15 protein-coding genes and 3 pseudogenes are annotated in these 23,540 nt (G+C 69.2%); 11 read left to right on the top strand and 7 right to left on the bottom strand.

Features of this window, described 5'->3' with window-relative positions; all coding sequences use genetic code 11:
• The first annotated feature begins 188 nt into the window (after window positions 1-188).
• Window positions 189-1,790 (top strand): TROVE domain-containing protein, encoded by a 1,602-nt coding sequence (locus OG972_RS45525; protein WP_266992545.1) that lies wholly within the window; start codon window positions 189-191, stop codon window positions 1,788-1,790.
• A gap of 180 nt (window positions 1,791-1,970) precedes the next feature.
• A pseudogene (locus OG972_RS45520) lies at window positions 1,971-3,063 on the top strand (integrase core domain-containing protein).
• Window positions 3,064-3,111: 48 nt separating this feature from the next.
• Here the strand turns inward: OG972_RS45520 and OG972_RS45515 are convergent.
• Window positions 3,112-4,005, bottom strand: a complete 894-nt coding sequence (locus tag OG972_RS45515; RefSeq protein WP_266992543.1) for an AraC family transcriptional regulator — start codon at window positions 4,003-4,005, stop codon at window positions 3,112-3,114.
• Window positions 4,006-4,072: 67 nt separating this feature from the next.
• On the opposite strand from OG972_RS45515, the gene OG972_RS45510 reads away from it, so the two are divergent.
• From OG972_RS45510 to OG972_RS45500, 3 genes are all read left to right on the top strand, one after another.
• Window positions 4,073-4,864 carry a phytanoyl-CoA dioxygenase family protein gene (locus OG972_RS45510; RefSeq protein ID WP_266992541.1) on the top strand — a complete coding sequence of 264 codons (792 nt, stop codon included), beginning with the start codon at window positions 4,073-4,075 and terminating at the stop codon, window positions 4,862-4,864.
• Window positions 4,865-5,351: 487 nt separating this feature from the next.
• On the top strand, window positions 5,352-8,222 hold the full coding sequence (locus tag OG972_RS45505; protein WP_266992539.1) for a heparinase II/III family protein: 2,871 nt from the start codon (window positions 5,352-5,354) through the stop codon (window positions 8,220-8,222).
• 135 nt (window positions 8,223-8,357) lie between these two features.
• A complete protein-coding gene (locus OG972_RS45500; protein ID WP_266992537.1) occupies window positions 8,358-8,687 on the top strand; it encodes a hypothetical protein in 330 nt (109 codons plus the stop codon).
• Between the two features lie 343 nt (window positions 8,688-9,030).
• Here the strand turns inward: OG972_RS45500 and OG972_RS45495 are convergent, their stop codons facing one another.
• Window positions 9,031-9,753, bottom strand: coding sequence for an IS6 family transposase (locus tag OG972_RS45495; RefSeq protein WP_266993022.1), 723 nt, complete (start codon window positions 9,751-9,753; stop codon window positions 9,031-9,033).
• 78 nt (window positions 9,754-9,831) lie between these two features.
• On the opposite strand from OG972_RS45495, the pseudogene OG972_RS45490 reads away from it, so the two are divergent.
• Window positions 9,832-10,572: pseudogene (locus tag OG972_RS45490) on the top strand (integrase core domain-containing protein); the annotation flags it as partial.
• Between the two features lie 34 nt (window positions 10,573-10,606).
• Here OG972_RS45490 and OG972_RS45485 read toward each other — a convergent pair.
• Window positions 10,607-13,831, bottom strand: a complete 3,225-nt coding sequence (locus OG972_RS45485; RefSeq protein ID WP_266992535.1) for a VCBS repeat-containing protein — start codon at window positions 13,829-13,831, stop codon at window positions 10,607-10,609.
• Window positions 13,832-14,042: 211 nt separating this feature from the next.
• Here OG972_RS45485 and OG972_RS45480 point away from each other — a divergent pair, with 211 nt between their 5' ends.
• On the top strand, window positions 14,043-14,306 hold the full coding sequence (locus tag OG972_RS45480; RefSeq protein ID WP_266992533.1) for a hypothetical protein: 264 nt from the start codon (window positions 14,043-14,045) through the stop codon (window positions 14,304-14,306).
• Between the two features lie 396 nt (window positions 14,307-14,702).
• Here the strand turns inward: OG972_RS45480 and OG972_RS45470 are convergent, their stop codons facing one another.
• From OG972_RS45470 to OG972_RS45460, 3 genes and pseudogenes are all read right to left on the bottom strand, one after another.
• Window positions 14,703-15,593: a hypothetical protein gene (locus OG972_RS45470; RefSeq protein WP_266992531.1), complete on the bottom strand. Its 891-nt coding sequence runs from the start codon at window positions 15,591-15,593 to the stop codon at window positions 14,703-14,705.
• 96 nt (window positions 15,594-15,689) lie between these two features.
• Window positions 15,690-16,307 (bottom strand): annotated as a pseudogene (locus OG972_RS45465) (helicase associated domain-containing protein); the annotation flags it as partial.
• A 689-nt stretch (window positions 16,308-16,996) separates the two neighbouring features.
• Entirely contained in the window at window positions 16,997-19,093 is a 2,097-nt protein-coding gene (locus OG972_RS45460; RefSeq protein WP_266992529.1) for a CHAT domain-containing protein, read from the bottom strand.
• Here OG972_RS45460 and mobF point away from each other — a divergent pair.
• Window positions 19,035-20,060 carry a MobF family relaxase gene (gene mobF, locus OG972_RS45455; protein WP_266992527.1) on the top strand — a complete coding sequence of 342 codons (1,026 nt, stop codon included), beginning with the start codon at window positions 19,035-19,037 and terminating at the stop codon, window positions 20,058-20,060. The genes OG972_RS45460 and mobF overlap by 59 nt on opposite strands.
• Window positions 19,979-20,662, top strand: a complete 684-nt coding sequence (locus OG972_RS45450) for a hypothetical protein (protein ID WP_266992525.1) — start codon at window positions 19,979-19,981, stop codon at window positions 20,660-20,662. Before mobF ends, OG972_RS45450 begins: the two co-directional genes overlap by 82 nt.
• A gap of 224 nt (window positions 20,663-20,886) precedes the next feature.
• On the opposite strand, the gene OG972_RS45445 is transcribed toward OG972_RS45450, so the two are convergent.
• A complete protein-coding gene (locus OG972_RS45445) occupies window positions 20,887-21,468 on the bottom strand; it encodes a hypothetical protein (protein ID WP_266992523.1) in 582 nt (193 codons plus the stop codon).
• 36 nt (window positions 21,469-21,504) lie between these two features.
• Between OG972_RS45445 and OG972_RS45440 the strand changes: the two genes are divergently transcribed.
• On the top strand, window positions 21,505-21,723 hold the full coding sequence (locus OG972_RS45440) for a hypothetical protein (protein ID WP_266992521.1): 219 nt from the start codon (window positions 21,505-21,507) through the stop codon (window positions 21,721-21,723).
• Window positions 21,724-21,819: 96 nt separating this feature from the next.
• Window positions 21,820-23,517, top strand: a complete 1,698-nt coding sequence (locus OG972_RS45435; RefSeq protein ID WP_266992519.1) for an IS1182 family transposase — start codon at window positions 21,820-21,822, stop codon at window positions 23,515-23,517.
• Window positions 23,518-23,540: the final 23 nt, after the last annotated feature.

The raw sequence follows: 23,540 nt of genomic DNA, 5'->3' as shown, positions 1-23,540 counted from the left end.
CGCCTCCGATGCGCTCGGCTGCGGCTACTTCCTTCTGACAACCAAGTGACGCCGCCGCCCTCTTTGATCTCGGCAGGCGCGGGCGTCTTCGCCCCGTCGGACCTTTTGGCAGGGGCCGTCCAATCCTTTGAATCCGGGGGGATTCGCTGCCTCGTTACACCCCACGCGTCTCCAAGATCTGGCCCGAGATGCTCGTGGCCCCGCACGTCTCGGTGGCCGCCCGCTTCCTGCCCCCACCACGGCTCCATCACGGGCCCACCAGCCCGGACTTCCGCACCTATGAGGGCGGCCCGGCCTTCGTCCGGGAGCCCCGCGAGGAGCTCTTCCTCCTTGCGGTTGGCAACTTCGTCTCCCAGCGGGCCTTTTACGAGAGCGGTGAGGAGCGGGACGACCGTTACGCCCGTCTCGTCGGTGAACTCGCTGTCCAGGACCCCGTGTGGACGGCCGGCCTGCTGCGCTGGCTTCGCAGCGAGGGCAACATGCGCACGGCGTCCCTGGTGGGCGCCGCCGCGTACGTGCGGGCCCGGCTCGAGGCCGGGGCGTCCGGAGGCCCGTCCAACCGGTCCGTGATCGACTCGGTGCTCCAGCGCGCCGACGAGCCCGGCGAGTTGCTCGCCCACTGGATCTCGGAGTACGGGCGGAACGTGCCGCAGCCCGTGAAGCGGGGCATCGCCGACGGCGTACGCCGGCTGTACACGTCCCGATCCCTGCTCAAGTACGACACCGCGTCCAAGGGCTTCCGCTTCGGTGATGTGCTCAACATGGTGCACGCCTCCCCCGACCCGGACAAGCCCTGGCAGGGCGCGCTCTTCCGGTACGCCCTAGACCGCCGCCACCACCCAGAGCAGGCGGTTCCGCCGGCCTCCGACCACCTGCTGACGGCCCACCGGGCGCTGATGGAGTCGGCTGCGGACGAGCGGTGGGCGGTGGTGACCGGGCCGGGCAGCCCCGAGCGGCTGGCCGCGGCGGGCATGACGTGGGAGGCCCTGGCAGGCTGGCTCCACGGACCGATGGACGCCGCCGTCTGGGAAGCCGTGATCCCCACGATGGCGCCGATGGCGCTCCTGCGGAACCTGCGGAACTTCGACGAGGCGGGGGTCTCGGACGAAGTTGCGGCCCGGGTCGCCGCACGGCTCTCGGACGCCTTCGAGGTCGCCCGGTCCCGGCAGTTCCCCATCCGCTACCTGGCCGCCCACCAGCACGCGCCGTCGCAGCGCTGGGCGGTCGCGCTGGAACGGGCACTGGGCCACTCCCTGGCCAACGTACCGCCCTTGCCCGGCCGGACTCTGATCCTGGTGGACCGGTCCGACTCCATGTTCTGGGACACCGTCTCCGAGCGGTCCAAGCTGACTCGGGCGGACGCGGCGGCTGTGTTCGGTACCGCGCTGGCCATGCGTGCCGAGCAGGCGGATCTGGTGGAGTTCGGCTGGCGCAGCGCAGAGGTGCCGTTCGAGCCGGGCGAGCCGGTGCTCGAGGTGCTGAAACGGTTCCACAGTCTCGGAGGCACCCACACCACGAAGGCGGTGCGGACCCATTACCGGGAGCACGACCGGGTCCTGATCGTCACCGACGAGCAGGTCGCCCCCTACGGCCCCGGCGGGCCGGCAGATCCGGTCCCGCCTGACATTCCGGTCTACACGTGGAACCTGGCGGGGTACCGGCCCGCCCACGGCCCCACGGGCCCCCACCGGCACACCTTCGGCGGCCTCACGGACGCCGCGTTCCGGATGGTCGGCCTCATCGAGGCCGGCCGCGAGGCCGCTTGGCCGTGGACCGCTGAGCTGGCCTGATCCGAAAGACACGGCCTAATAGCGCTGTCCCATAAATGATCTACGACGTGTTCGTTGACCTTGCGGGTGCCGATAAATCATCCGTGCAGGTGGCAGTCTTGGGCGCCGATCTCTGGGCGGCACCCGCTGCTCGTCCCGCGATCTTCGCGGGACAGGTGCCGGGCGGCATCATGATCTGTCGTGCTGCTGCGCCTGACCTGCCTCGCCGTGACCAACACCTTCGCGCTCCTGCGCCTGCTGCCGATGAGCGATCGGGACAAAAGGCGTCGAGATCCTCGCGCTGCGGCACCAACTGCTGGTCCTGCAGCGCCAGGTCGGCCGGCCCAGGTTCACCGACACTGACCGCGCGGTTCTCGTCGGCCTGCTCCACCACCTCCCCATGGACGAGCTGCGGCACCTCCTGTTGCTGGTACGCCCGGACACGATCGTGCGATGGCACCGCAACCTGCTCAAGCGATGCCACGCCGTGACCTGCGCGCCCAAGCGCTGTGGGCGCCCGCCCACTGTCCGCTCGATCCGCGCCCTCGTGCTGCGCCTGGCCCACGAGAACAGCTCGTGGGGGTACCGCCGCATCCACGGCGAGCTCGCGGCTCTCGGCATCAAGGTCGCCGCCTTTACGGTCTGGGAGATCCTCCGCGAGCACGGCATCCCGCCCGCGCCCGAACGGCAGAGCACGACCTGGGCCGACTTCCTGCGCAGCCAGGTCGACGCGCTGCTCGCCTGTGACCTGTTCGAGACCCGCACCCTGACCGGCGCGCGCCTGTACGTCTTCGCCGTCATCGAGCACGTCACCAGGCGCGTGCGGATCCTGGGCGCCACCGCGCACCCCGGCGCGCAGTGGATCGTGCAGCTGGGGCGTAATCTCGTCATGGACCTGCAGGACGCAGGCGGCCGGGCCAGGTTCCTGATCCGCGACCGGGACTCGAAGTTCACACAGGCCTTCGACGCCGTGCTCGCCGACGCCGGGCTGGAGGTCGTCACCAGCGGTGTCCGGATGCCCCGAATGAACTCCATCATGGAGCGCTGGATACAGACCTGCCGCAGGGAGCTGCTGGACCGCACCTTGATCTGGAACCGAAGCCACCTCCTGCACGTGCTCCAAGAGTTCGAATCGTTCTACAACGGGCATCGGCCGCACCGGGCCCTCGGCCAAGCCGCCCCGCTCCGCCCGCTACCTGAACCGATCACCGAACCAGGACAGATCGTGCATCTGGAGGTCCACCGACGAGACCGGCTCGGCGGAACCCTGCATGAATACCAACATGCCGCCTGAGCAGGTCGGATGATTAATCGGCACCCGCAGAGTTCGGGCAGGTGCTCGTCATCGGGCAGGTGGCTGCGCAGCCGGTCTGATCCGTGAGGGAGAGGTTCCGTGGTACTTGCGGAACACCGTCGCGAAGTACTGCGAGGACGAGAAGCCCAGCGCGTGCGCGACCTCGGTGACCGTGGCCTGTGGATCGGTGGCGAGCTGCTCGAGGGCCCGCTCGAGCTTGCGGCGCAGTACGTAGTCCTTGGGCGTGGTCCCGGTGGCCTGGTGGAAGACCTCGTAGAAGCGGCTGGGTGACAGGCCCGCCGCGGCGGACAGACCGGCGGCGTCCAGTGGCTCTGTCAGGTGGGCTTCGATCCATTCCAGGATCGGCGCAAGGCCGTCCTGGGGTGCTGGCTGCGCCGGGGTGTGTCGCTGCGCGCGGGCCCGCGCCAGGCCGAGCACCGCCGCACTGACCATGTGTTGCAGCTGTCCGTCCGTGATCCAGTCGTCGTGCTCCTGGTCGATCCCCAACGCCCTGTCCAGGTCGGCGACGACGGCCGCCGGCATCTCCCACACGTCCGAGGGACCGGCGGCAAATAGGGCGATCGCCTTGCTCAGGGCGTCCTTCGGCCGCTTGCCGACGGCCTTGAGGATCAGCCAGAACAGCTCGCCGCGGGGCTGGATATCCCGGCCGGTGGAGTAGGTGCACCCGGGCGGCAGGCAGATGACCTGTCCTGGTGATACGGCTCGGGGCCGGCCGTCGACCTCGAAGGCGACCGGGCCCCGCCGGGGAGCGGCCAGGACGACCAGTGACGCGTGTCGGAAAGGCGGCAGCGGCTCGTTCGCATGGAGATACCGGTAGCGCCCGAGCGCCATCAACGGGGCCAGGCCTCGCCCGGCCAGATCCAGCACGACCCGCTCGGGCGTCACGGCCAGATCGATCCGATCGCTGGTGATCGCCGTCATGGACAAGAATGTACGGTGGAGAAAGCCGCACGCCAATAGCCATCCCCCGCCCCTAGCGTCGCGAGGTATGACGAGCACCCCCACCACGCGCCGCCAGGACTTCGACGCGGCAGGATTCCTGAACGTCGGGCCGCTGCTGACACCGAACGAGGTTGCGGCCTACCAATCGATCTACGACCGGTTCCTCGACGGCAGCATCCACGCCGGCGACAAGCGTTCCGACCTCGGGGCCGGCGCCGGCACCAAGCCAGCCACCGCCCGGGAGAACATCACCCAGATCATGTGGCCCTCGGCGCTGCACCCCGAGCTGCTGGATCTTCCGTTGCATGCCCGCGCGCTGGCGGTGGCGCGCGAGCTCGTCGGCGAGGACATGGTGTTGGACTTCGACATGCTCATCGACAAAGCCCCGCACACCGGCGTGCCGACGCCCTGGCACCAGGACGCCGGCTACTGGGTCGACCTGCCGGACAAACGTGCGGCCTCGATCTGGGTCGCTCTCGACGAGGCGACCTTGGACAGCGGCTGCATGTGGTACGTGCACGGCTCACACTTGACGCCGCTGCGTCCGCACTGGCCGGCCGGCAGCGGCAAAGGGGCGATCGAGTGTGCATGCTCCGAGGACGAACCCGGTGCCACCTACGTGCCGCTTGCGCCGGGCCAGGCAGCCGCCCACGCCGGCCACACCCTGCACTACTCACGCGGCAACACCACCGACAGCCACCGCCGCGCCTACATCCTCAACTACCGCTCGCAAGCCATGATCCAACTCGAACGCGAGCAAGGTATGGATCACGGCCTCACCAACAACGAACGGCTCGTCCGCAACCAAGCTGTCTCGCGTCAAGGTGTGGCTCAATGATCTTGCTTTGAAAGTTGGGGATGCAGATCCGGATTGTTGTGGACCTCGATCACTCCACCGAGAACTGCGGCGGACGGCTCATCAGACTCTCCTTCGGGTCAGGCACTCAACTAACCCCTGAGCCGCAAAGTCTGACGCGCGACACGGGCAGCCCTTTCCTCTGAACCGCTCCGGGTGGGCCCGTGGGCAGCCCGTGGGTGGACCGGAGCCGGGACCGGGGACAGGCGTTCGCTCTGGTGCTGATGCGCGGGAAGCCGACTATTTCCAGGGCTGCGAGGAGACCTCGGACGGGCAGGAGAACACCGAGAGCCATCGTGGCTGAGTGTTTCGGCGCCGGCCTGTCTCCCCTTTGAGAGCGTGTAGCTGTCCTCCGGAAGTCTTCCCCATCAGTCTCCGCTGCCCCCTTGACCCTGCCGCAACTGGTGTAGACCATCGACCGGCAGCGAACGCAACCGCTTTCTATCACCAGACGAAAGGGACGACCCCCATGGACCAGCGACACCCCCTCCTTGCCCGCAGACGAGTCTTGGGCACCATGGCCGGCGCCACCGCCGCCGGCCTGCTGCCCCTGGGGTCCATCGCCCGCGCGGCCGAGACGCAAGCCACGTCGAACGGTTCCGCCGAGGACGCTGGCTTCTTCGGCATATGGGACGGGAGCACCTGGACCACCCAGCCGCGCCTGGACTACACCGCAGCCGCCTCGCTGAAGCCCGTCGAAGACGCCGCCAGAGCCGGGGACTACGCCGCCGCCGGTGAGGCCCTCCGCAAGCACTTCCGATCCCGCACCGCGAAGGCGCCCCTGCCGTTCCTCTACAACGGCATCTTTCGCCCGGGCCAGATACCCCTGTTCATCGACCACATCTGGACCCTCGGCACCGGCGAGATCTACCAGGACGTTGTCACCGTCACGGGCGCCGCGTCCACCGTCTTCGCCGATGTGACGGAGGCGCTCACCCGGGCCGCGGAAGGCAAGGCATCCGAGGTGATGTTCTTCCTGATGGCGCGCGACAAGGAGCCCTCGACCGCGGTCTTCGCGAGCCGCGACGCGGGCGCGGGCGCCCCGGTGCTGGAGGTTACGAAGGCGGACGGGAGCACCGTCACCTTCCCCGCGACCGCCGACACGTACATCAAGGCCGGCGACGACGCGACCCGCAACTTCGGCTCCGACAGCGAGCTGCAGGTCCGCGACGAGGGCGTGGGCGCCTTCACCGCCGAGACCCGCAAGGCGTACCTGGCCTTCCGTATCGAGGGCGTGACCCAGGCTCCGAGGTCGGCGCGCCTTAAGCTCACCGGCCGTAACGCCACCGCCGCCGCCGACAAGCGGGTCATCGTCTTCCAGACCCTCGAAGCCTTCAACGAGACCACCCGCACCTGGGCCAACACCGTCCAGAACACCTTCTCCCGGCAGGGCGACCCGGGCGGCTTCGACTGGAAGAGGCCCGCCGGCGCCGACCCCGAGTACGGCTACCAGCTGCCCCGGCTGTACTTCGCCGGCCCGATGGCCGACGCCTACCGCCAGAGCGGCGACGAGACGATCGCCGCCGGACTGACGAGCCTGATCACCGACTTCATCCGCGACGCCGACAGCTACGGCACCGCGTACGGCGCCGGCTCCTTCCCGCGCAGCCTCGACACCGGCAACCGCATCGTCAACTGGGTGTACGCCTACGAGTCCCTGCGCACCAGCCCGTCCCTCACCGCCGCCGACAACACCGCGATGCTGCGCACGATCGAGAAGTCCGGCCGCTATCTGGCCGTGGCCCCAGGCCCCAACCCCAACTGGATCCAGTTCCAGAAGCAGGCGCTGACGGCGATCGCCGTGCACTTCCCCGAGTTCCGGGGCAGCGTCGAGTGGCTGGAGAACGCCCGGACGTACCTCTCCGCGCAGTTCCGTACGGCGTTGTATCCCGACGGGGGTTACGTCGAGTCCACCGACGGCTACGCCTGGGGTGTCGTCGACACCTTCGGCGGGCTGACCAAGTACCTCCAGGACAACGGCTACGAGCTCGGCGGCAAGGCCGAGCTGGACCGGCTCGTGCGCTTCCTCGCCGACCAGAACCTGCCCGGCGGCTTCAGCCCCGCCTACGGCGACAGCGGCACCTTCGACCGCGGCCCTGCGCTGCTGCAGTACGGCGAACTGCTCGGCGACGCCACGCTGACGTACATCGGCTCCGACGGCGCCCGCGGCACGGCCCCCGACCACACCTCGGTCCTCTACCCGGACACCCGCGTCGCCGTCCAGCGCAGCGGCTGGCGGCAGGGCGCGGCGTATCTGCGGATCAACGCCGACCGTGGCCCGCACTCCCACCCTGACGATCTGGCCGTCACCGTCTGGGCCGAGGGCAACCGGCTGCTGCCCGACATGGGCGCCTTCACGTACTCCAACGACCCGCGGAGCAACTGGCTGCGCTTCACCACCGAGTCGCACAGCACAGTCGAGGTCGATGCCACCGCCCAGAAGGTCGGCGCGGATGCCTCCATCGACCTTTTCGCCACCAACGCCGCCTTCGACCTCACCCGCGCCTGGACCGACGGCAACTCCGCCGCCCGGCACACCCGCACAGTGCTGTTCGTACGGCCCGGCCTGTGGATCGTCTCCGACCATCTCAGGCCGTCCGACACCGCGAACCACGTCTACCGGCAGAACTGGCAGCTGCTGCCCGAGGCCCGGCCGGCGCTGGAGGACGGCAGCCGGGCGATCGTCACCGACTTCGCCGAGGGTGGCAATCTGCGCCTCGTCCCCGCCCGCCCCTCGTCGCTCCGGGCGGAAGTCCGTAACGGCTACTACTCGCCGGTCTTCTACAGCGTCACGGACAGCAAGTACGTGACCTACACGCGCGAGGGCTCCGGCCTGGTCACCTTCGACGCGCTGCTGCTGCCCGTTCCCGCCGGCCAGCAGTCCACCGCCACGGTCGAGGAACTCGCCGTGGCGGGAGCGGCGGCCGGTGAGGCCTCGGCGATGGCCGTCACGTTCAGCACGGGGCGCACGGCCACCTACGCCGTGGCGCACACCGCGCCGCGGTCGCCGATCGCCTTCGGCGCGTACACCTTCGACGGCATGGTGGCCTACGCGGAGGCGGACTCGCAGCGGCGGACGTGGCTGCTGTACGGCGGGTGCAGGCTCGCCACGAAGGACGCCGTGCTCGTCGACTCCCCGGTGGAGCTGAAGGACTTCGCGGTCCGCCTCGACCCGGCGCGCGGGACGGTCGCCATCGACGGCATGGGGCTCGTCCCCAGCACGGACGCCGACAGGGCCGTCAGGATCCACGCGCCCTGGGCGGCATCGGTGACGCTCAACGGCGAGGCGGTCCCGTTCACCGTCAAGTCGAGCAAGCTGCTCGCCGCCGCGGCGGGCTGACCCGGCTCGGGCGGCCCGCCCCGGGCGACGTCTGCATCGCCCCGGCGGGCCCCTGGCCGCCGGGGCGATGCTGCAGTGCGCCCGAGACGTAGGACGGCGAGAACCTGAACACGCACCACCGCGGGCCCTTCGGGCGTGACCGGTGCCATCCGCCATGCCCTGGCGCTCAACCTGCGCCACCACGGCCAGCAATTCGGCGCGGACAATCTGCGCTGGTCTGACCTCTACGTGGACGTGATCACGGCACGGAAGTGGGTTCACTCGGTGGACCCGGAGACGGCCGTGTACGTGGCCCGCCGCGCCCTTCAGGAGGCAGCGGATGAGGGCGACCGCCAGGCCGCGCCCCTGAAAGACGCAGCGCTCTGCCTGCGGCACTCCCTGACTCAGGCCAGCGTGCCGTACGGGAAGTGGTCGGAGACTCAGGCGGAGGCGTTCGTGACCGCTGCCCTGCTGGACGTCGCCTGACACCGTGCCCGACATCCTGGGCAGGCCGAAGGGCCACCCCGCAGCGGAGCTTCCGGCACCGGGCCCCGAGACACCGCAATGGTCCTTCCACGGCGAAGACGTGGCTGTAACGTCAGCCGCGAGCCCTCGCAGGGAGGGTCATCAAGGCAGGGGGAGGACTGTGTCAGGCATGTCTCGGCGAGCACTTTTGGGCGCCACCGGCGCAGTTGCCGCATCGACACTTCTCACGACAACCGGAACAGCACAGGCCGCCGATACCGCGGGCGGGCGTTGTCAACTTGACCAGTCGGTGTCTGGCTGAGGGTGTGTGTGGCCGTGGAGGGGCCGGGCGGCGGTCCTTGTGTCAGGCCGCGGTAGGCAGGGCGGTCGCACCTGTGATCCGGTTCCAGATGGTGAAGCGGACGGTCATCTCGGCGCGGTACTCGGCTGCGCTCATGAGGTGGCGTCGGGGCCGGAAATGGGGCGAGATCCGGCTGAACGCGGCGAGGAACCGCTGGGTCGCTCCGGGCGAGCGGAAGCCTTTCATGGCCCGTTCGCGCTGTCGGGTGGGCTGGTGCGAGTTCTCCGCCCGGTTGTTCAGCCCCTTGTGCGAGCGGTGTTCCACCGAACTCATCAGTTCCCGGTGAGCCGGCCTGTAGGAGCGGCACTTGTCGGTCACCAGCACCCGGGGTACCCGGCGCTGCTTCTTCATGAGCTTGGCCATGAACCGCTTCGCGGCCTTCGCGTCCCGCTTGGACTGCACCAGAATGTCCAGCACGTTTCCGTCCTGGTCCACCGCGCGCCATAGGTATTGCCGCACCCCGTTGACCTTGATGAACACCTCATCGAGATGCCACTTGTCGCCGGCCTGCGGCCGGCGGCGGCGCAACGCGGCCGCGTACTGGGGCCCGAACCGGTCGCACCACCGGCGGACCGCCTCGTGGGAGACGGTGATCCCACGGGCCATCAGCAGCTCCTCGACCTCGCGGAAGGAGAGCAGGAAGCGGTGGTACAGCCACACCGCGTGGGCGATGACCTCCGCCGGGAACCGGAACCCCTTGTACGACACTGCCGCCTCGGCCCCCACGGCCAGCCCCTCCCCGGCGATCAACAAACCCGGCGATCATCCCAGCTCCCAGGTTGCCAGCTCAAGTTGACAATGCCGATCCTGCAGCTCGCTCGAGAGAACGCACAGTGGGGGCACCGGCGGATCCAAGGCGAGCTGGCCCGACTCGGACACCCCATCGCCGCATCCACGGTATGGAAGATCCTCCACGCGGCGGGCATCGACCTGGCCCCACGCCGCGCCGGCCCGACCTGGCGGGAGTTCCTCATGAACCAGGCCCAGGGCATCATCGCCGTCGACTTCTTGCATATCGACACTGTCCTCGGCAGACGCCTGTACGCGCTGGCGTTCCTCGAACACGGCACCCGGCGCCTACACATCGCCGGCATCACCGCCCACCCCACCCGCGAGTGGGCAGTGCAACAGGCGCGGAACCTGACCGCCGACCTCTGCACGCGCATGGAACCCCTGCGCTTCCTCCTACGTGACCGCGACGGCAAGTACGGCCAGTCCTTCGACGCCGTCTTCGAGGCCGAGGAGATGGAGATCCTCGAGAGTGCACCGCGAGCTCCTCGGATGAACGCCCACTGTGAGCGGGTGATCGGCAGCATCCGGCGTGAGGCCCTCGACCATGTCCTCATCATGAACGAGGCCCACGCCCGGCACGTCCTGGCCGCCTACGAGCGGCACTACAACGAGCACCGCCCCCACCGAGCACGCAACCAACTACCTCCGGGCGCCGACCAGCAGCCCATCACCGTGCACGACCTCGAAGTCCGCAGACTCCTGCGCACCCGCATCCTCGGCGGCGCCATTAACGAGTACCGCTATGCGGCTTGACCTGCAGCGTCGACTTTCCGAGCCCCACAGGTTGCTAGGAGAGGGCCTTGTACCCGCCCCAGCCGGTGGCGATCTGGGTACGGGACCCGAACGACCCCTTCCCGTCACCGTAGTTGCGGTACAGCTTGCCCGCGCTGTCCCGGACGACGATGTCCGCCTTGCCGTCACGGTTGAGGTCGCCGACACCGACGACGGCGTTGTACGTGCCGCCCCAGTTGCCGAACACCTTGGCGCGGGCGCCGAACGTGCCCTTGCCGGTGCCGTTGTAGCGGTACAGGGTGTTCGAGGTGTCCTGGACGACCAGGTCGCCGATGCCGTCACCGTTGAGGTCACCGGTGCCGACGATCTTCTTGTAGCCCTTCCAGCTGTCGTACAGCTTCACGCGCGCGGACAGCTTGCCCGTGCTGGTGCCCTTGTACAGGTACACCGCGCCGGTCGAGGCGTTGCGCGCGATCAGGTCGGGCCGGCCGTCACCGCTGATGTCACCCGGAGAGGTCAGCACGTCGTACTGGGTCCAGCCGCTGGTCGCCAGCGTGGTGTACGACGTCGTCGGCTTGAGCGCCGCGCCGCAGCCAGGCTTGTACAGGCGCAGGGCCCCGCTGCTGTAGCGCACCAGGACGTCGTTGCACCGGTCCCCGCTCAGGTCGCCGAACGGGACCGCCTTGACGCTGGTCGCCCAGCCGCTGCCGCTGACCTTGCTCGAGAACGTCCCCGTGCCCGTGCCCCTCTGGAAGGTCAGGGCGCCCGAGGAGTTGAGGGTCAGCAGGTCGCCAGTGCCGTCCGGGCCGTCGGGGCTGCCGAAGTCGTGCCGTACCGGTGCCCCGTTGTTGAGGAAGCCGCTGCCGGTCGCCACGGTGGTGGCGGTGGACGTGTTCAGGCCCGTCGCCTTCAGGGTCCAGGTGAACCGGCCGTTGGGGAAGCGGGCCCCGCTCGCGGTCTTGCCGTTCCAGCCCGCCGAGACCCGGGCGGCGCTCGCACCGCCGGTGACCGAGCGGCTCGCCTTTCCGGTCTCGCCGCTCTCCACCGAGGTGAAGGTGAGCGACCAGGAGCCGACAGGGCGGGACAGCAGCCACGAACCCGTCCAGGAGTCGGCGGTGGAAGGCGCGGCGTAGCTGTCGGCGCTCGAGTCGAATGCGGTCAGGGCGGACGGGGTCACGCCGGTGGTGGCGACGTGCGTCTGCTCGAACGCGTCGAACCAGGCGACCAGGCCCGTGTACTCGTCGACCGTCCAGCGGTAGCGGCGGTCGGCGGCCAGACCGGTGTCCGGAACCTTCGCGGCGACCACGCGGGTGGCGCCGGTGGCCGCGTCGGTGAGGACCAGCTCGTCGGCGGCGTGGTCGTGGCGGACGGTGAAGCCGTCGCCGAGCAGCACGTCACCGGGGGCTACGGCGGCGGACGTGCCGGCCTTGGTGTCGTACACGCCCGCTGAGGCCGTGCCGCAGGCCCAGTACAGCCAGCGGCCCGCCGCCTGCAGCTCGGTCGGCACACAGCCGGCGCCGGGGACCGTGACCGTGGTGAGGGTCTTGTCCGTGGTGAGGCTGTAGGAGGTGACCTGGCCGGCGGTGGCGGTGGCGCTCCACAGGACGGGCCCGTTCAGGGCCGCGGCGCGGACCGAGCGCTTCAGCTTCTGGCCGTAGCCGAAGTGGCCCACGTACTGCATCGGGGCGGAGCCGCCCGAGTTGTAGACCGCGTAGTCGTCGGACACGTCGACGATCGCGCCCTTCTCGGTGCCGAACTCAAGGTCGGGAACGCCCGAGCCGTCGCCGACGCGGGCCACCCGGTCCGCGTCCGACAGACCCGATCCGCCCTCGTCGGCGTCGTAGAACGTCTCGAGGTAGGCGTCCCGGGGGGCGGTGACCTTGTTGCCCCACATCGCCGAGCAGGAGGTGCCCGGGTACGGGCACACGGCCGAGACCTTGTCGCCGGCCGTGGCGTCGGACGCGGTGAGCGTGGTGCTGCCGTTCGTCGTCAGCGTGCGCACGGACGTGGCGTCCATAGTGCTGCTGACGGCGGGGTCGCGCTCCGCCACGCGCAGGCTGCCCCGGCTGAGCGCGAGGCCCGTCTTGGGGTTCTCGTACGGCGGCACCTTGGCCACCTTCTCCAGCCGCGGGGTGCCGTCGGCGCCCTGGACGACGCGCTGCACCCACCAGTCGGTGGTGCTCGTGCCGCCGGTGACGAGGGCGGAGCCGTCGGGGGCGGCGACGGGGTCGCCGTACGAGCGGGTCAGCAGGGTCTTCGTGGTGCCGTCGGTCAGCGAGACGGCCGTGACGGGGCCCCGGTCCGCCACCAGGACGAGCCAGTTCCCGACGAGCACAGGGGAGCCGGCCGTGCCGTTGCCCGCCACCGGGACCGTCTCCTCGGCGGCGAGGTCCGCGCGGGACCGGAGGTGCAGGCCCGCGGCCGGGGTGTACCAGCCGATCCGGTCACCGGAGAGGGAGAGTGACAGCCCGCTCCCGGCGCCGGAGAAGACCTGGGTGAGCTCCGCGGTGGCGAAGTCGAGGTAGTGGATGTCGAAGGTCGCGGCGCCGGTCGAGTCGGCGGCGCCCGGGTACGCGAGCAGCGCGCCCTTGGTGTCTCCGGTGCGCACGGAGGTGACGCCCGTCTTCCAGACCTTGTCGGCCGGGCCTCCGGTCACCACGCGGGTGCGCTGCTTGCCGTCGACGTAGTCCAGCAGTTCCAGCCCGGTGCCGGGCCGGGGCGAGCCGTCGACGCTGGTGTTCTGCTCGGCCGCCACGACAGTCCCGCCGTACGTGCCGACGTAGTCCAGCCGCGGCATGTCCAGCGTGCGCAGCGTGCCGCCGTCCGCTCCGCCGGGCGTCCACAGTGAGACGGGTTCGGTGTACGACCGGTGCGGGAGCGCGACGGTGTCGGCGCCCTGTCCGAACGTGCCCGAGGGGCAGGTGGCGCTGATGTCGTAGCAGCTGGTGGTGGTCGGCTGGTACGGCTGGCCCGCACCGGCGTTGCCGGGCGGGGTGGTGACGGTGATGGTGCCGCCGTCCTCGTAGTTCGTCCAGAGCAGCCCGGCTCCACCGGCCTGCCGGTGCAGGAAGCCGGTCTCGCCGGCCGCGAGCACGCGGTCCGAACGCGTCGTTTCCGTGCGTGGGTCCTGAAGGAGAATCTCCGTCGTTCCCGCTGTCTGTGCGGTGGCCGCGCGGGCCGGCTCGCCGCCCCCCGAGACCACGGTGACGGCCGCGACGGCGACCGAGAGTGCGGAGACGGCGACGGTCAGACCGCCCCGTCCCAGGGCATGTCTGCCCACGTGAGAGTCCCTCCCGGCGAGGGCCCCTGCCCCTGCCCAAGTGAGCGGACTTTACCAGCCTCTTGCCATTCTCTTACCAGGGGCCTGGGTGTTCACGTCGTCGGCCCCACGCCCCCGGCGGCTGCCGGGCGGCCGTCACTCAGGAGACTCCTCGTCGGGCGACTCGCCCTCCTCCCGTGAGCGCGGCGAGCGCGCCCAGCAGAACCTCCGCATGGACTTTCTCATGCTGCTGCCCGGGAACCGACGCGTCGTTCTGGAAGTCGACGGCATGCAGCACTACACCCGCAACGGAGGTTCCAAGCCCGACAGCGCAAAGTACGCCGCGACCATGGCTGGCGACCGCGATCTAAAATTCCGCGGATACGAGGTGTTCCGGTTCGGCCACGATGAACTACGTGACCGTGATCGAGCCCAGCTTGTGGTTGCTGACTTCTTCCGCGCACTCCTGGGCCGTTCCCCCGACCGCTCTTCGTAACACTCAGCTATCCACAGGACTAGGTTCCGGAGCACGAGGCCCCGGGCGCTGTTATGGCAGCCTGGGCCCTCTCTGTGCGCTGGTGTGTCCGATTGCTCCAACGCCCGCGCGGGTCGGTGTCAGGCCCACTCCACGCCCAGCTTCCGCAGGGCGTCCAGTTGCTCCTGGGCGAGCTTGCCCCGTCTCGATTTGGTGTTTCGAGACCCACTCATCCAGTTTTACGACCATCGGCTCCGTCCCGCCGTTGACCGCGATCCCCTCGGCGTGGCCCGGCGGGATCGGCAGCTGCCCCTCTCGCGGGGCCCATCGCGCGAGAGGGGCACCAGGCCGCGCTGGAACGCCTGCTGCGCCTTCGTCACGCGGCCCCGCCGTCGCGCGCTAGGAACACCGGGAATGTCACATGAAGTCGAAGTCGGGTTCCCAGTCTGGATCCAGCTCCTCCTCCGTGCGAAGTGACTGGGCTTTCATGTCCGCGAGGTCCAGTTCCGGTCCGGTCAGCGTGAGCTTGCAGACCCGACACCCGAAGTAGCGCGGGAAGAACCAGATGTCTCCGTAATCGCCGCTTTTATCGCGCCCGCTGATGAAGGCAGGACTTTCGCATGCCGGGCACTGCGTGGGCACGTGCAGAAGCCATCGGCTGGGCAGTGGAGCTGCCGACAGACTTGCGACCACGGCCGTCTTCTCGCTGTTGGACATGCGCTCTGTTGTCTTAGCGAAGGTTTCCTTCGCCCGCCGGATCTTCGCCGCGTAGCGCAATTTCAGCTCGGACGTCGTTTTCTCTACGAGGCTCTTGCACACCTCGTAATGGCTCTCCCAGAACCAATCCGGCTCCTTCGCTAGAACGGGCAGCAGGGAATCGATGTACGTCACACCGGCTGTCAGCAGCTCCCTGCACTCGTTGGAGGGCCGCCCCCACCCCATGTGAGTGATGCCGTTGCGAGCATCCCTCAACGCTGCAAGTTGCGTTGGCACCTGGCCTTTCCCCACTTGTGCGAGTCTCGTTACGGCCTCCGCACCGCCGACGGTCCTGAGCCCGGCACGCCCCGTCTCTACCTTGTCTTCTTGGCCGCCCAGTACCAGCAGATCCTGTACAGAAGGCTTGGTGTTGGCCAGCAACGTGAGTGCGACGGATACCAGACACGCCTTGGCCAGGTGCTCGACAGCCACAGCCATGTGATGGACTGCGAAGTCCTGGTCCGCGGGCTCTTCGACGTAGGCGTCGATAGCTGTCCGAGCCCATCGCTGTGCAGAACTCACCAACTCGTCACGGATCTCATCCTGGTTCATCGGAGAACCGTAATGCGCTCGGCGCTCGATGCGCGGTGCCCGGTGAGCTACCGGCCGCGGCGGGCACGACGGCGCCGGCCGCGCTGGTCGCTTCCGTCATGCCCACTGGATGCCCAGCTCCCGCAGGGCGTCCCGCTGCTCCTGGGTGAGCTTGTCCCGCCTCGCGCGGGTGTTCGATGTCCATACGCCGAGCTTCACAATCACCGGCTCCGCCTCGTCGCCGACCGCGATCTCTTCGCTGTGGCCGCGCGGCACCGGCCGGTCCGGCCCTTCCCGCTCCACCCACTGCGCGAGGGCCGCCAGACCCCGCTGGAACGCCTGCTGCGCCTTGCTCGAACCCTTCGCCGCACGTCCGGCCGCCGGGGCGGGAGAGGGTGTCTCAGTGGGCTGCACGCCCAGTTTCGACAACCGCTCCTGCTGCTCGGTCGACAGCTGCGCCCAGTTGCCCGGCTTCTTCTGCCGCTCCAGCCACTTGCCCAGGTCGTCACCCTCGAACAGCACGCCCGGCTCGATGGCCGGCAGGACGCCGTCGGCGTCGACCAGGTCCGCGAGGACGCGGTAGTGCCGCTGCCAGTCCAGCGGCCACGGGCAGTTCCACTCCAGGTCGACCGCGGCCAGCTGCTGCGCGCGCTCCGCCGCCCGCTCCGTGTCCTTCCCGAGGCCGCCCTTCCGGCGCAGGTTGGCCATGTGCTGCCCGACCGGCACCATCGCCTCGCTGCGATCTCTTGGTTTTGGGGCAGTGGTGTGAGAGGCAGTGGGTCTTGGTGTGTTGGTGCTGGTCGGTGGCTGTTTCGGGGTGTGGGGTCACTGTCTTGTGTGTGAGAGATCGGTGTGGGATTGCTGTCCTGGGTGTTTATCGCGGGTGGGGTGATGCTGTCTCAGTTTCGTGAGTTCCGATCCATGGCCGGCCGGGGGGTTGGTGTGATCGATGGGTGGTGTGGACGCTCGCGCAATTCCCCAGCCAGAACTTCACGATCTTCCCCAAGGGAATCCCGGAGTCCGCTCGTGGCCATCGAGGTGGAACGCCAGCTGCGATCTCTCGGTTTCGTGTCAGTGAATGGTGTGACAGTGGCGGGTTCCCCGTGTGTTGCCTGGACGTACTGGTCAGTGAGTCATACGTCGGGCTCGCCGGACGTGCTGCCACTGTCATGAGATGAGAGATCGGGGGTGTCGGTACTGTCACCGGGCTGTATAGGCGCAGGTCGCGTACTGACACGAAATCGAGAGACCGCAGCTGGCAGGGCCGGCCTGCACGCCGCTTTGGCTCCACCGGCGCACTCCCGGTGCCATGGCAGGCCCCGTCAGGTCAGCCCCGAACTCGGGCGGTCGGAATCCCGGAATGACTGGGGCGAAGGCAACCGACGACAGCGCACAGGGGCCATCGACGGTCGGGCCCGTAGCCGCTACACCAGAAGAGCCGGGCTGGCCCAGTCCAGGAGACACGGAGAGCGGAAATCATGGAGCGCCTCGGCTACCTGGGCGCCGATCCCGCGGTCACCCAATCGCCGGGCTAGCACGTGCCAGTCTTCCTGGAACGCGCACAACGCCGACGCAAAAGCGTCGGCGAACCCGTTGCCATCCGCCAGCTCGCACGCCAGAAGCGCACCGAAGACGACAGCGGCGCCACCTGGAACGGGCCACAGATGCCCCACCACCGCCTGCCCCGGACCAGAGACCGAACGGGCCAGCCCGAAATCGTCGAACGCGCCCTGGGTGTTGGCCGCAGCACTGTCACAGGTGTTGAGAACGAGCAGGCGCCGGGCGCCCGTCGACGGCACCGCAGTGTCCACCAGGTCCTGCAACGAGACCCGCTCGGTGGAGGTGAGCAACACAGCGGAGTCGTCGGGCTGCATGAGGGGATGCAAGCCATGCGCGGCCACCCAGATCACGTCGTAAGCATCGTCCTGGTAGGCGTCCAGGAACCGCTCACGGTCCACCTCATCGGGCCCGACCAGGTCGCACCGGATGCCAGCATAGGAGAATACGGTCTCCAGCACGGCACCCTCCGCCTGTGCGAAGGGAGCGTCACCGCACCACACCTGCACGGACCGCACACGTCGGTCCGGCAGCGGCTGCCGGAGGCTGACCGAGACGGGCAGCACCGGACCGCCGTGCCGGGCCAGCATTGCCTGCAGCGGAATGAGCGACGGCAGCAACGACATGAACGCGCCGGCGTCCTCCTCGCCGACGAACGCGGCCAGGTCGGCCACGTCGACATGGGCATGCAGCGCGGCTTCCAACACGTCGGCGTGCTCGGTGCGGGTGCGTCCATCAGCCGGCACGGTCAGCGCGGCGTCGCCCATGCCGCGCGTAACCAGGGAGCGCCCCAGAGCGCTGTTCATCGCCTTGGTCAGCCGCACCAGCGAGGCGTCATCGTCAGGAACAGGCGCGGTGCCCGGCCGGTACCAGGCGCGACTTCCCGCGTTGGCCAGCACGACGTACCGCTCCCGGAACTCTTCCTCAGGGCCGACGCCTCGCCAGGCGGACAACCACTGCATCAGCTGCTCCCTCTGGCCCTCCTGAAGCAGGGCGTGCACGACCTGACCCTGCATGGACAGCACCACGCCACGATCCCGCGACAACTGCGCAGCCTGAGACTCCTGCCGCACCAGCGCGGCCACCTCACGCAACTGGCACAACACCTCCGGCATGAACGACTCCCGCTCCTCGACCGTCATCCGGACCGCCAATGCCGTCTTGAGCGACAGCACGACAAACGGGTTCACCTCGACATGCTCAAGAGCCCACCGGGCGATCACCGCTGGATCCCGGTGCGTGACGGCAGGCTGTTCCCCGGCCAGCAGCACCGCGATCGCACCGGCCATGGGGTGCTCAGGATGCGCATACAGCAGGCGCTCCAGTGCATGCCCCAGTTCACAAGCTTCCTTGCGGTGCTGTTGCCAGACCGCGTACTTCACCACATGGCAGGCGGCCTCTATGACCAGCACCTGGCCCGTGGCCAGCTGCGCGCGGCAGATATTGACGACCACGGGATACAGCAGACGGGCCAGTTCCTCGGCGCTGTGCGCGTTGTTGTGCAGGTAGAACAGCACCGGCGCAAGCATGGTGAGCGCCATGGAGGAAGCTCCCCGCCACAGCGGGTCTTGCAGCGCCCGGGCCAAGGGCTCGGTGTCGATCTGTGTGTCGTCGGCTCCGACGGGAACCGGAGCGCCGACTGCGCTATGCAACCACCGCCACATCTCCGTCGGCTGGGCGTGCTCGTAGCCGCGCCGCGCCGGGATCCAGCAGACCAGCATGGCCAGCACCGTGTGGGCCGGCTCAGGAACCGACGGCTCACGGGTAGCCAGTGCCTGGATATCTTCCAGCAGCCCGTAGCTGAACTGTTCGAGCAGATGCGGAGATTGCGCCAGCCGGCGTTGCTGTTGGTGCAGCACACCCGCGATCTGTATCACGCCCTCCGGGGAGGACAGGGCCCCCTCTGTGACCTTCACAGAGGGCAGCTGCGCTGCCACAGACGGAAACAGCTCATCCAGACGCAACCCAACCCCCTACCCAGACCCCAATCGCCAGGACCGGCACCTAGGGAATTCTCCCACTGCCGTTCAGGGCTCCGCGTACAAGTACTACGGGCGTCAGGTGGCGGTCGGTGACGGACGTCGGCCCTGGGGGAAGAGCCTGGAGCAGGCGCAGGAGGATGCGGGTGTCCCGCCGGGTGTGTGGATGGGCCGGGCGCTGCCCGCGGTCGGCCTGGTGGCCGGGGCGCGGGTCACCGAGGGGCAGATGCGGAACCTGTTCGGCGAAGGCCTCCACCCGGACGCGGACCGCATCGTTGCCGACCGTCTTGCCGCCGGCGACAGTCCCGCAGCAGCCGCCCGGGCGGCCCGGCTCGGGTACCGGGTGCAGAAGTGGTCCGGGGCCGATCTCGTGTTCCGGCCGCCCGGCAGCGTCCAGGTCCTGTGGGCGCTGGGCACACCGCCGGTCCGGCGGCTCATCGAGGACCTGCAGACCCGCGTCACCGGCGAGGTCCTGGCCACCGCCGAGACCGAACTGCTGTGGGTACGCGTCGGTGCCGACAGCACCGTGCAACGCGCCCGTGCCGGTGTCATCGCCGCCCGCTTCCGCCACTACGAGAACCGCGACGGTCAGCCGCTGCTCCACGATCACGTGGTGCTGTCGGTCAAGGTCCGCCGCCAGGACGACCGGTGGGGCACCCTGCACACCCGCCCGTTCCTCGAGTACGCCGTCGCCCTCTCGGAGCTCTACAACCAACGCCTCCTGGAAGAGATCTGCCGCGCGCTCGATCTGGCGACCGTGCCCCGCTACCCGGCCGCCGGACAGCGGCCCGTGATGGAACTCGCGGGAATTCCCGAGCAGCTCATCGACAGCAGCTCATCGACTGGGCCGCCACCCGCAACGCCGCGACCATGCGCCGCCTGGCAGAACTCGCCGGCCAGTACCAGGAACGCACCCGTCAGCCCCTCACCACCAAAATCCGGCGCCGGATGATGGAACGCGCCTTCCTGCCCGCGTTGCGGGCACGCTGGCGGGCCGGCGCCATTGCCCGTGTCGGCGAGGAGGTCGTCGACAACCTCCTGCGCCTGGCCCGCCTCGCCGCCGCAGCGATCCGCACCACCGTCCGCACCGCCGTGGACGTCGCGGCCGCAGCTCTGGAGATCACCGCGGTTGTCTCGGTCCACCACGGCGGCCGCTTCCGCCACCGCCACCTGCTCGCCGAAGCCCGCCGCTACCTCACCCGCACCCTCCACGGACACCCCGCCCCGCCCCACACCGACACCGCCATCACCGCCGCCGCCATCCGCGACCACTGCATCCCCGGCGACCCGCCGAACCCGGACAAGCCGACGCCGCTCGCGCACCGCACCTTCACCCCGGCCTGGGCCCCCAAATCGCCCCGCAGTTCGACCACACCCGCCGCCCACCGGATCCACCACCGCGCCCGCGCCGAAGCCGCACGCCGCACCACCCTCGCTCGCGCCGAAGCGCAACAGAGGCCGCCTGTACGGCAGCAAGAGCACACCCCGCAGGCGGCACCACAGCAACCGCTGCCTCCCGCCCCGGCCCAGGCACCCGGCGGGCGAAGCCAGTGAACCGCCCAGAGGGCCGCAAGATGCGATCGACGCCACCCCCGCTCCTGCGCGGGCGAGTGAAGCGCTCCGAGATCGGTGTCCCTCCACCTGCCACAACGTCGGTTGCTCACCGGCAGAAGCGGCTCCAGCCGAGCCCATTCCTCGTCGGTCAGACCCCCGCAAGCACCCATACCAAGCTAACGCGTCAGATGATCAGAGAGGCATGGCCTGGCTCTGGAGGCCGCTCATGGCGTGGTTGCCGACGGCGTGGGCGTGATGGTCACCTGGTTGCCGTCCGGGCCGACGTGGACCGTGACGCCATTCGGCAGGTGCACGTTGGTGGCGGAGAGGTAGACGGTGTCCGAGGCCGAGTCAAAGTAGAGCTTTGCAGAGTCGGCGCGCACCAAGCTCTCGTCGAGCACTCTGCTGTGGACCCACTGCGCCCCCGCCGGTGCGAACTCGGCGAGTTCGGCGGGAATGGAGATGCTTTCGGGCTCGGTCCCGATGACCGCCGGCTGCATCTGCGTGGACGCGGTCAGGACAGCCACCGACCCGGGGTCGAGCTTCATGAGGGCGCTGACGTAGTAGTCCGTAGGGCCGGGCACTCGGCTGTCCGCGCCGGGAGCGTCCTGCTGCCAGTGCGCCGAGACGATCCGACCTAGCTTCGGTAGGCGCTTGGCCAGCGGCTCGGTGTCAGTGTGAATCTCGGGGGTCTTCGAGGCCTCGGCCTTCGCGTCGGCGACGGGGCTGATGGCGCAGCCGGTGACCACAGTTGCCGCCAGCAGGAGCGCGCTTGCCAATACAAGAGATGCCTTACGCTCCGCCACTGCTTCCCCCCTGCCCAGGATCTGCTATTCCATCACATGGCCGGTGAGGACCAACCGGGGCGCTCCCAGAGCATGATGATTGGAGAGAGCGTCGTCTTGCAGACGACGAAAAGAGTCGTCTCGAAGACGACACGCAACCAGCGCCCCGAAGCGGAGTTCGACCGCGAACGTGCCTGGTCGCACATGCTGGAAAGCCCCGGTGGCATCCGCCGTGTCACCTCCTACGGCTCCTACAGCAACAAGCGCTTAGCTTGACTCTGTCGGTGATCTTGGTGTTTCCCAGTGCGCGAGCATGATCGGCGGGCATGCTCAGTGCTGTTTCGAAGGCCGATACAGCTGCCGAGGTGTCCGTTGTCGCTCCATCCCCGCTCCGGTGAGCAAGTCCCGCCTCTGACCGCGCAGATCGCACGGGCAAGCAATCCGACCGGTACGACGGCGATGTGGGTCAGAGACCGGCTGGACGGGTTGTGGCGCGACGAGGACTTCGCCGACTGGTATCCGCGCGACGGGCGTCCCGGGCTCTCGCCTGCCCAACTGGCCACCGTCTGTGTGCTGCAGTTCCTGCTTGGTCTGTCGGACCGGCAGGCAGCGGAAGCGGTCCGCTGCCGCATCGATTTCAAGTACGCCATGGCCATGGAGCTGGACGATCCCGGCTCCCACCACAGCGTGCTGGCCGACTTCCGCGAGCGCGTCGCGCAGGACGACCGCGCCGACCGACTCCTGGATCTGGTGCTCGCCCGTCTGAAGGAGGCCGGCCTCGTGGGCGAGCGCACCACGCAGCGCACCGACTCCACCCACGTCCTGGCCGCGGTGCGCGACCTGACCCGGCTGGAACTGGTCACCGAGGCGGTCCGTGCCGCGCTTGAAGAAGTGGCCCGCACGGCCGGGCATCTGCTGATCGGCCTGGTCGACGAGGACTGGGGGCGCCGCTATGGCCGCCCGGTCCGCCTGGGCAAGAACCCCACCCGGCCCAAGACCAGGATCCTCGCCGCCGGCAACGACGCCTGCCGACTGCTGGAACGACTCCACCGGGACGGGTCCGCCTACCGGCCCGGCCCACAAGCCGAGGCCCTACGGCAGATCGTGGTGCAGCACTACTACCGCGACACGGCAGGCCGCCTGCACTGGCGCACCACCGACGACGACGGGCTACCGCCCTCCTCCTCGGCGATCGTCTCTCCCTACGACATCACGGCGCGCTACGTGCGGCATGGACACATCATCCGCTGGAAGGGCTTCGCCGCCCATCTCACCGAGACGTGTGCCTCTGACAGCGTCAACGTGATCACGGACGTGGCCACCACGTCGGCCGCCACCAACGACAGCCAGGCCCTGCCCGGCATCCACACCCGCCTGGCTCGTCGCGGGCTGCTGCCCGCCGAGCACCTGGTCGACGGCGGCTACACCTCCCTGGTCCACCTGGAACGAGCCGACCGCGAACACCAGGTCACCGTCACCGGGCCGCTACCGGGCAACCCCACCCGCCAGCACCGCAGGAACGAGGACTTCGACCGGGACGACTTCCACATCGACTTCGACCGCCGACAAGTCACCTGCCCCCAGGGCCAGGTCAGCGCGGGCTGGCACGGCCCCTACCCGACCTCCTCGCCCACCGCGGCACCCCTGATCGTGGCACGGTTCACCAAGAGCCAGTGCCAGCCCTGTCCGGACCGCCCCCGATGCACCAGCTCCCGCGAGAACGCCCGCAACGTGGGCTTTCCCCCGCGAGAACTCCGCGACCTGCAAGTCCGCGTCCGCACCGAGCAGCAGACACCCGAATGGAAGGCCCGCTACGCAGTCCGCTCCGGCGTGGAGGGCACCATCAACGAGTTCGCCCACGGACACAGCATCCGCCGCTGCCGCTACCGAGGACAGCCGAAAGCCCACCTGCAACACGTACTCACAGCCATCGCCGTGAACATCGAACGACTCAGCACTCGGTCAGTGACCCAGGAAACCCCTTCACCGAGACCGCCGACCGCCTTCCAGACCTTCCTGGACCAGCAGGGAATTCCCCGATCGAAGTCCTGGCGCACCCTCGGCACCTAACCTCGACCATCCAAGATCACCGA

Source organism: Streptomyces sp. NBC_01669 (assembly GCF_026339735.1).
Classification (GTDB): domain Bacteria; phylum Actinomycetota; class Actinomycetes; order Streptomycetales; family Streptomycetaceae; genus Streptomyces; species Streptomyces yanii.
The sequence above is the reverse complement of the archived record's forward strand: the minus strand, read 5'-3'. Positions and strand labels throughout refer to the sequence as shown.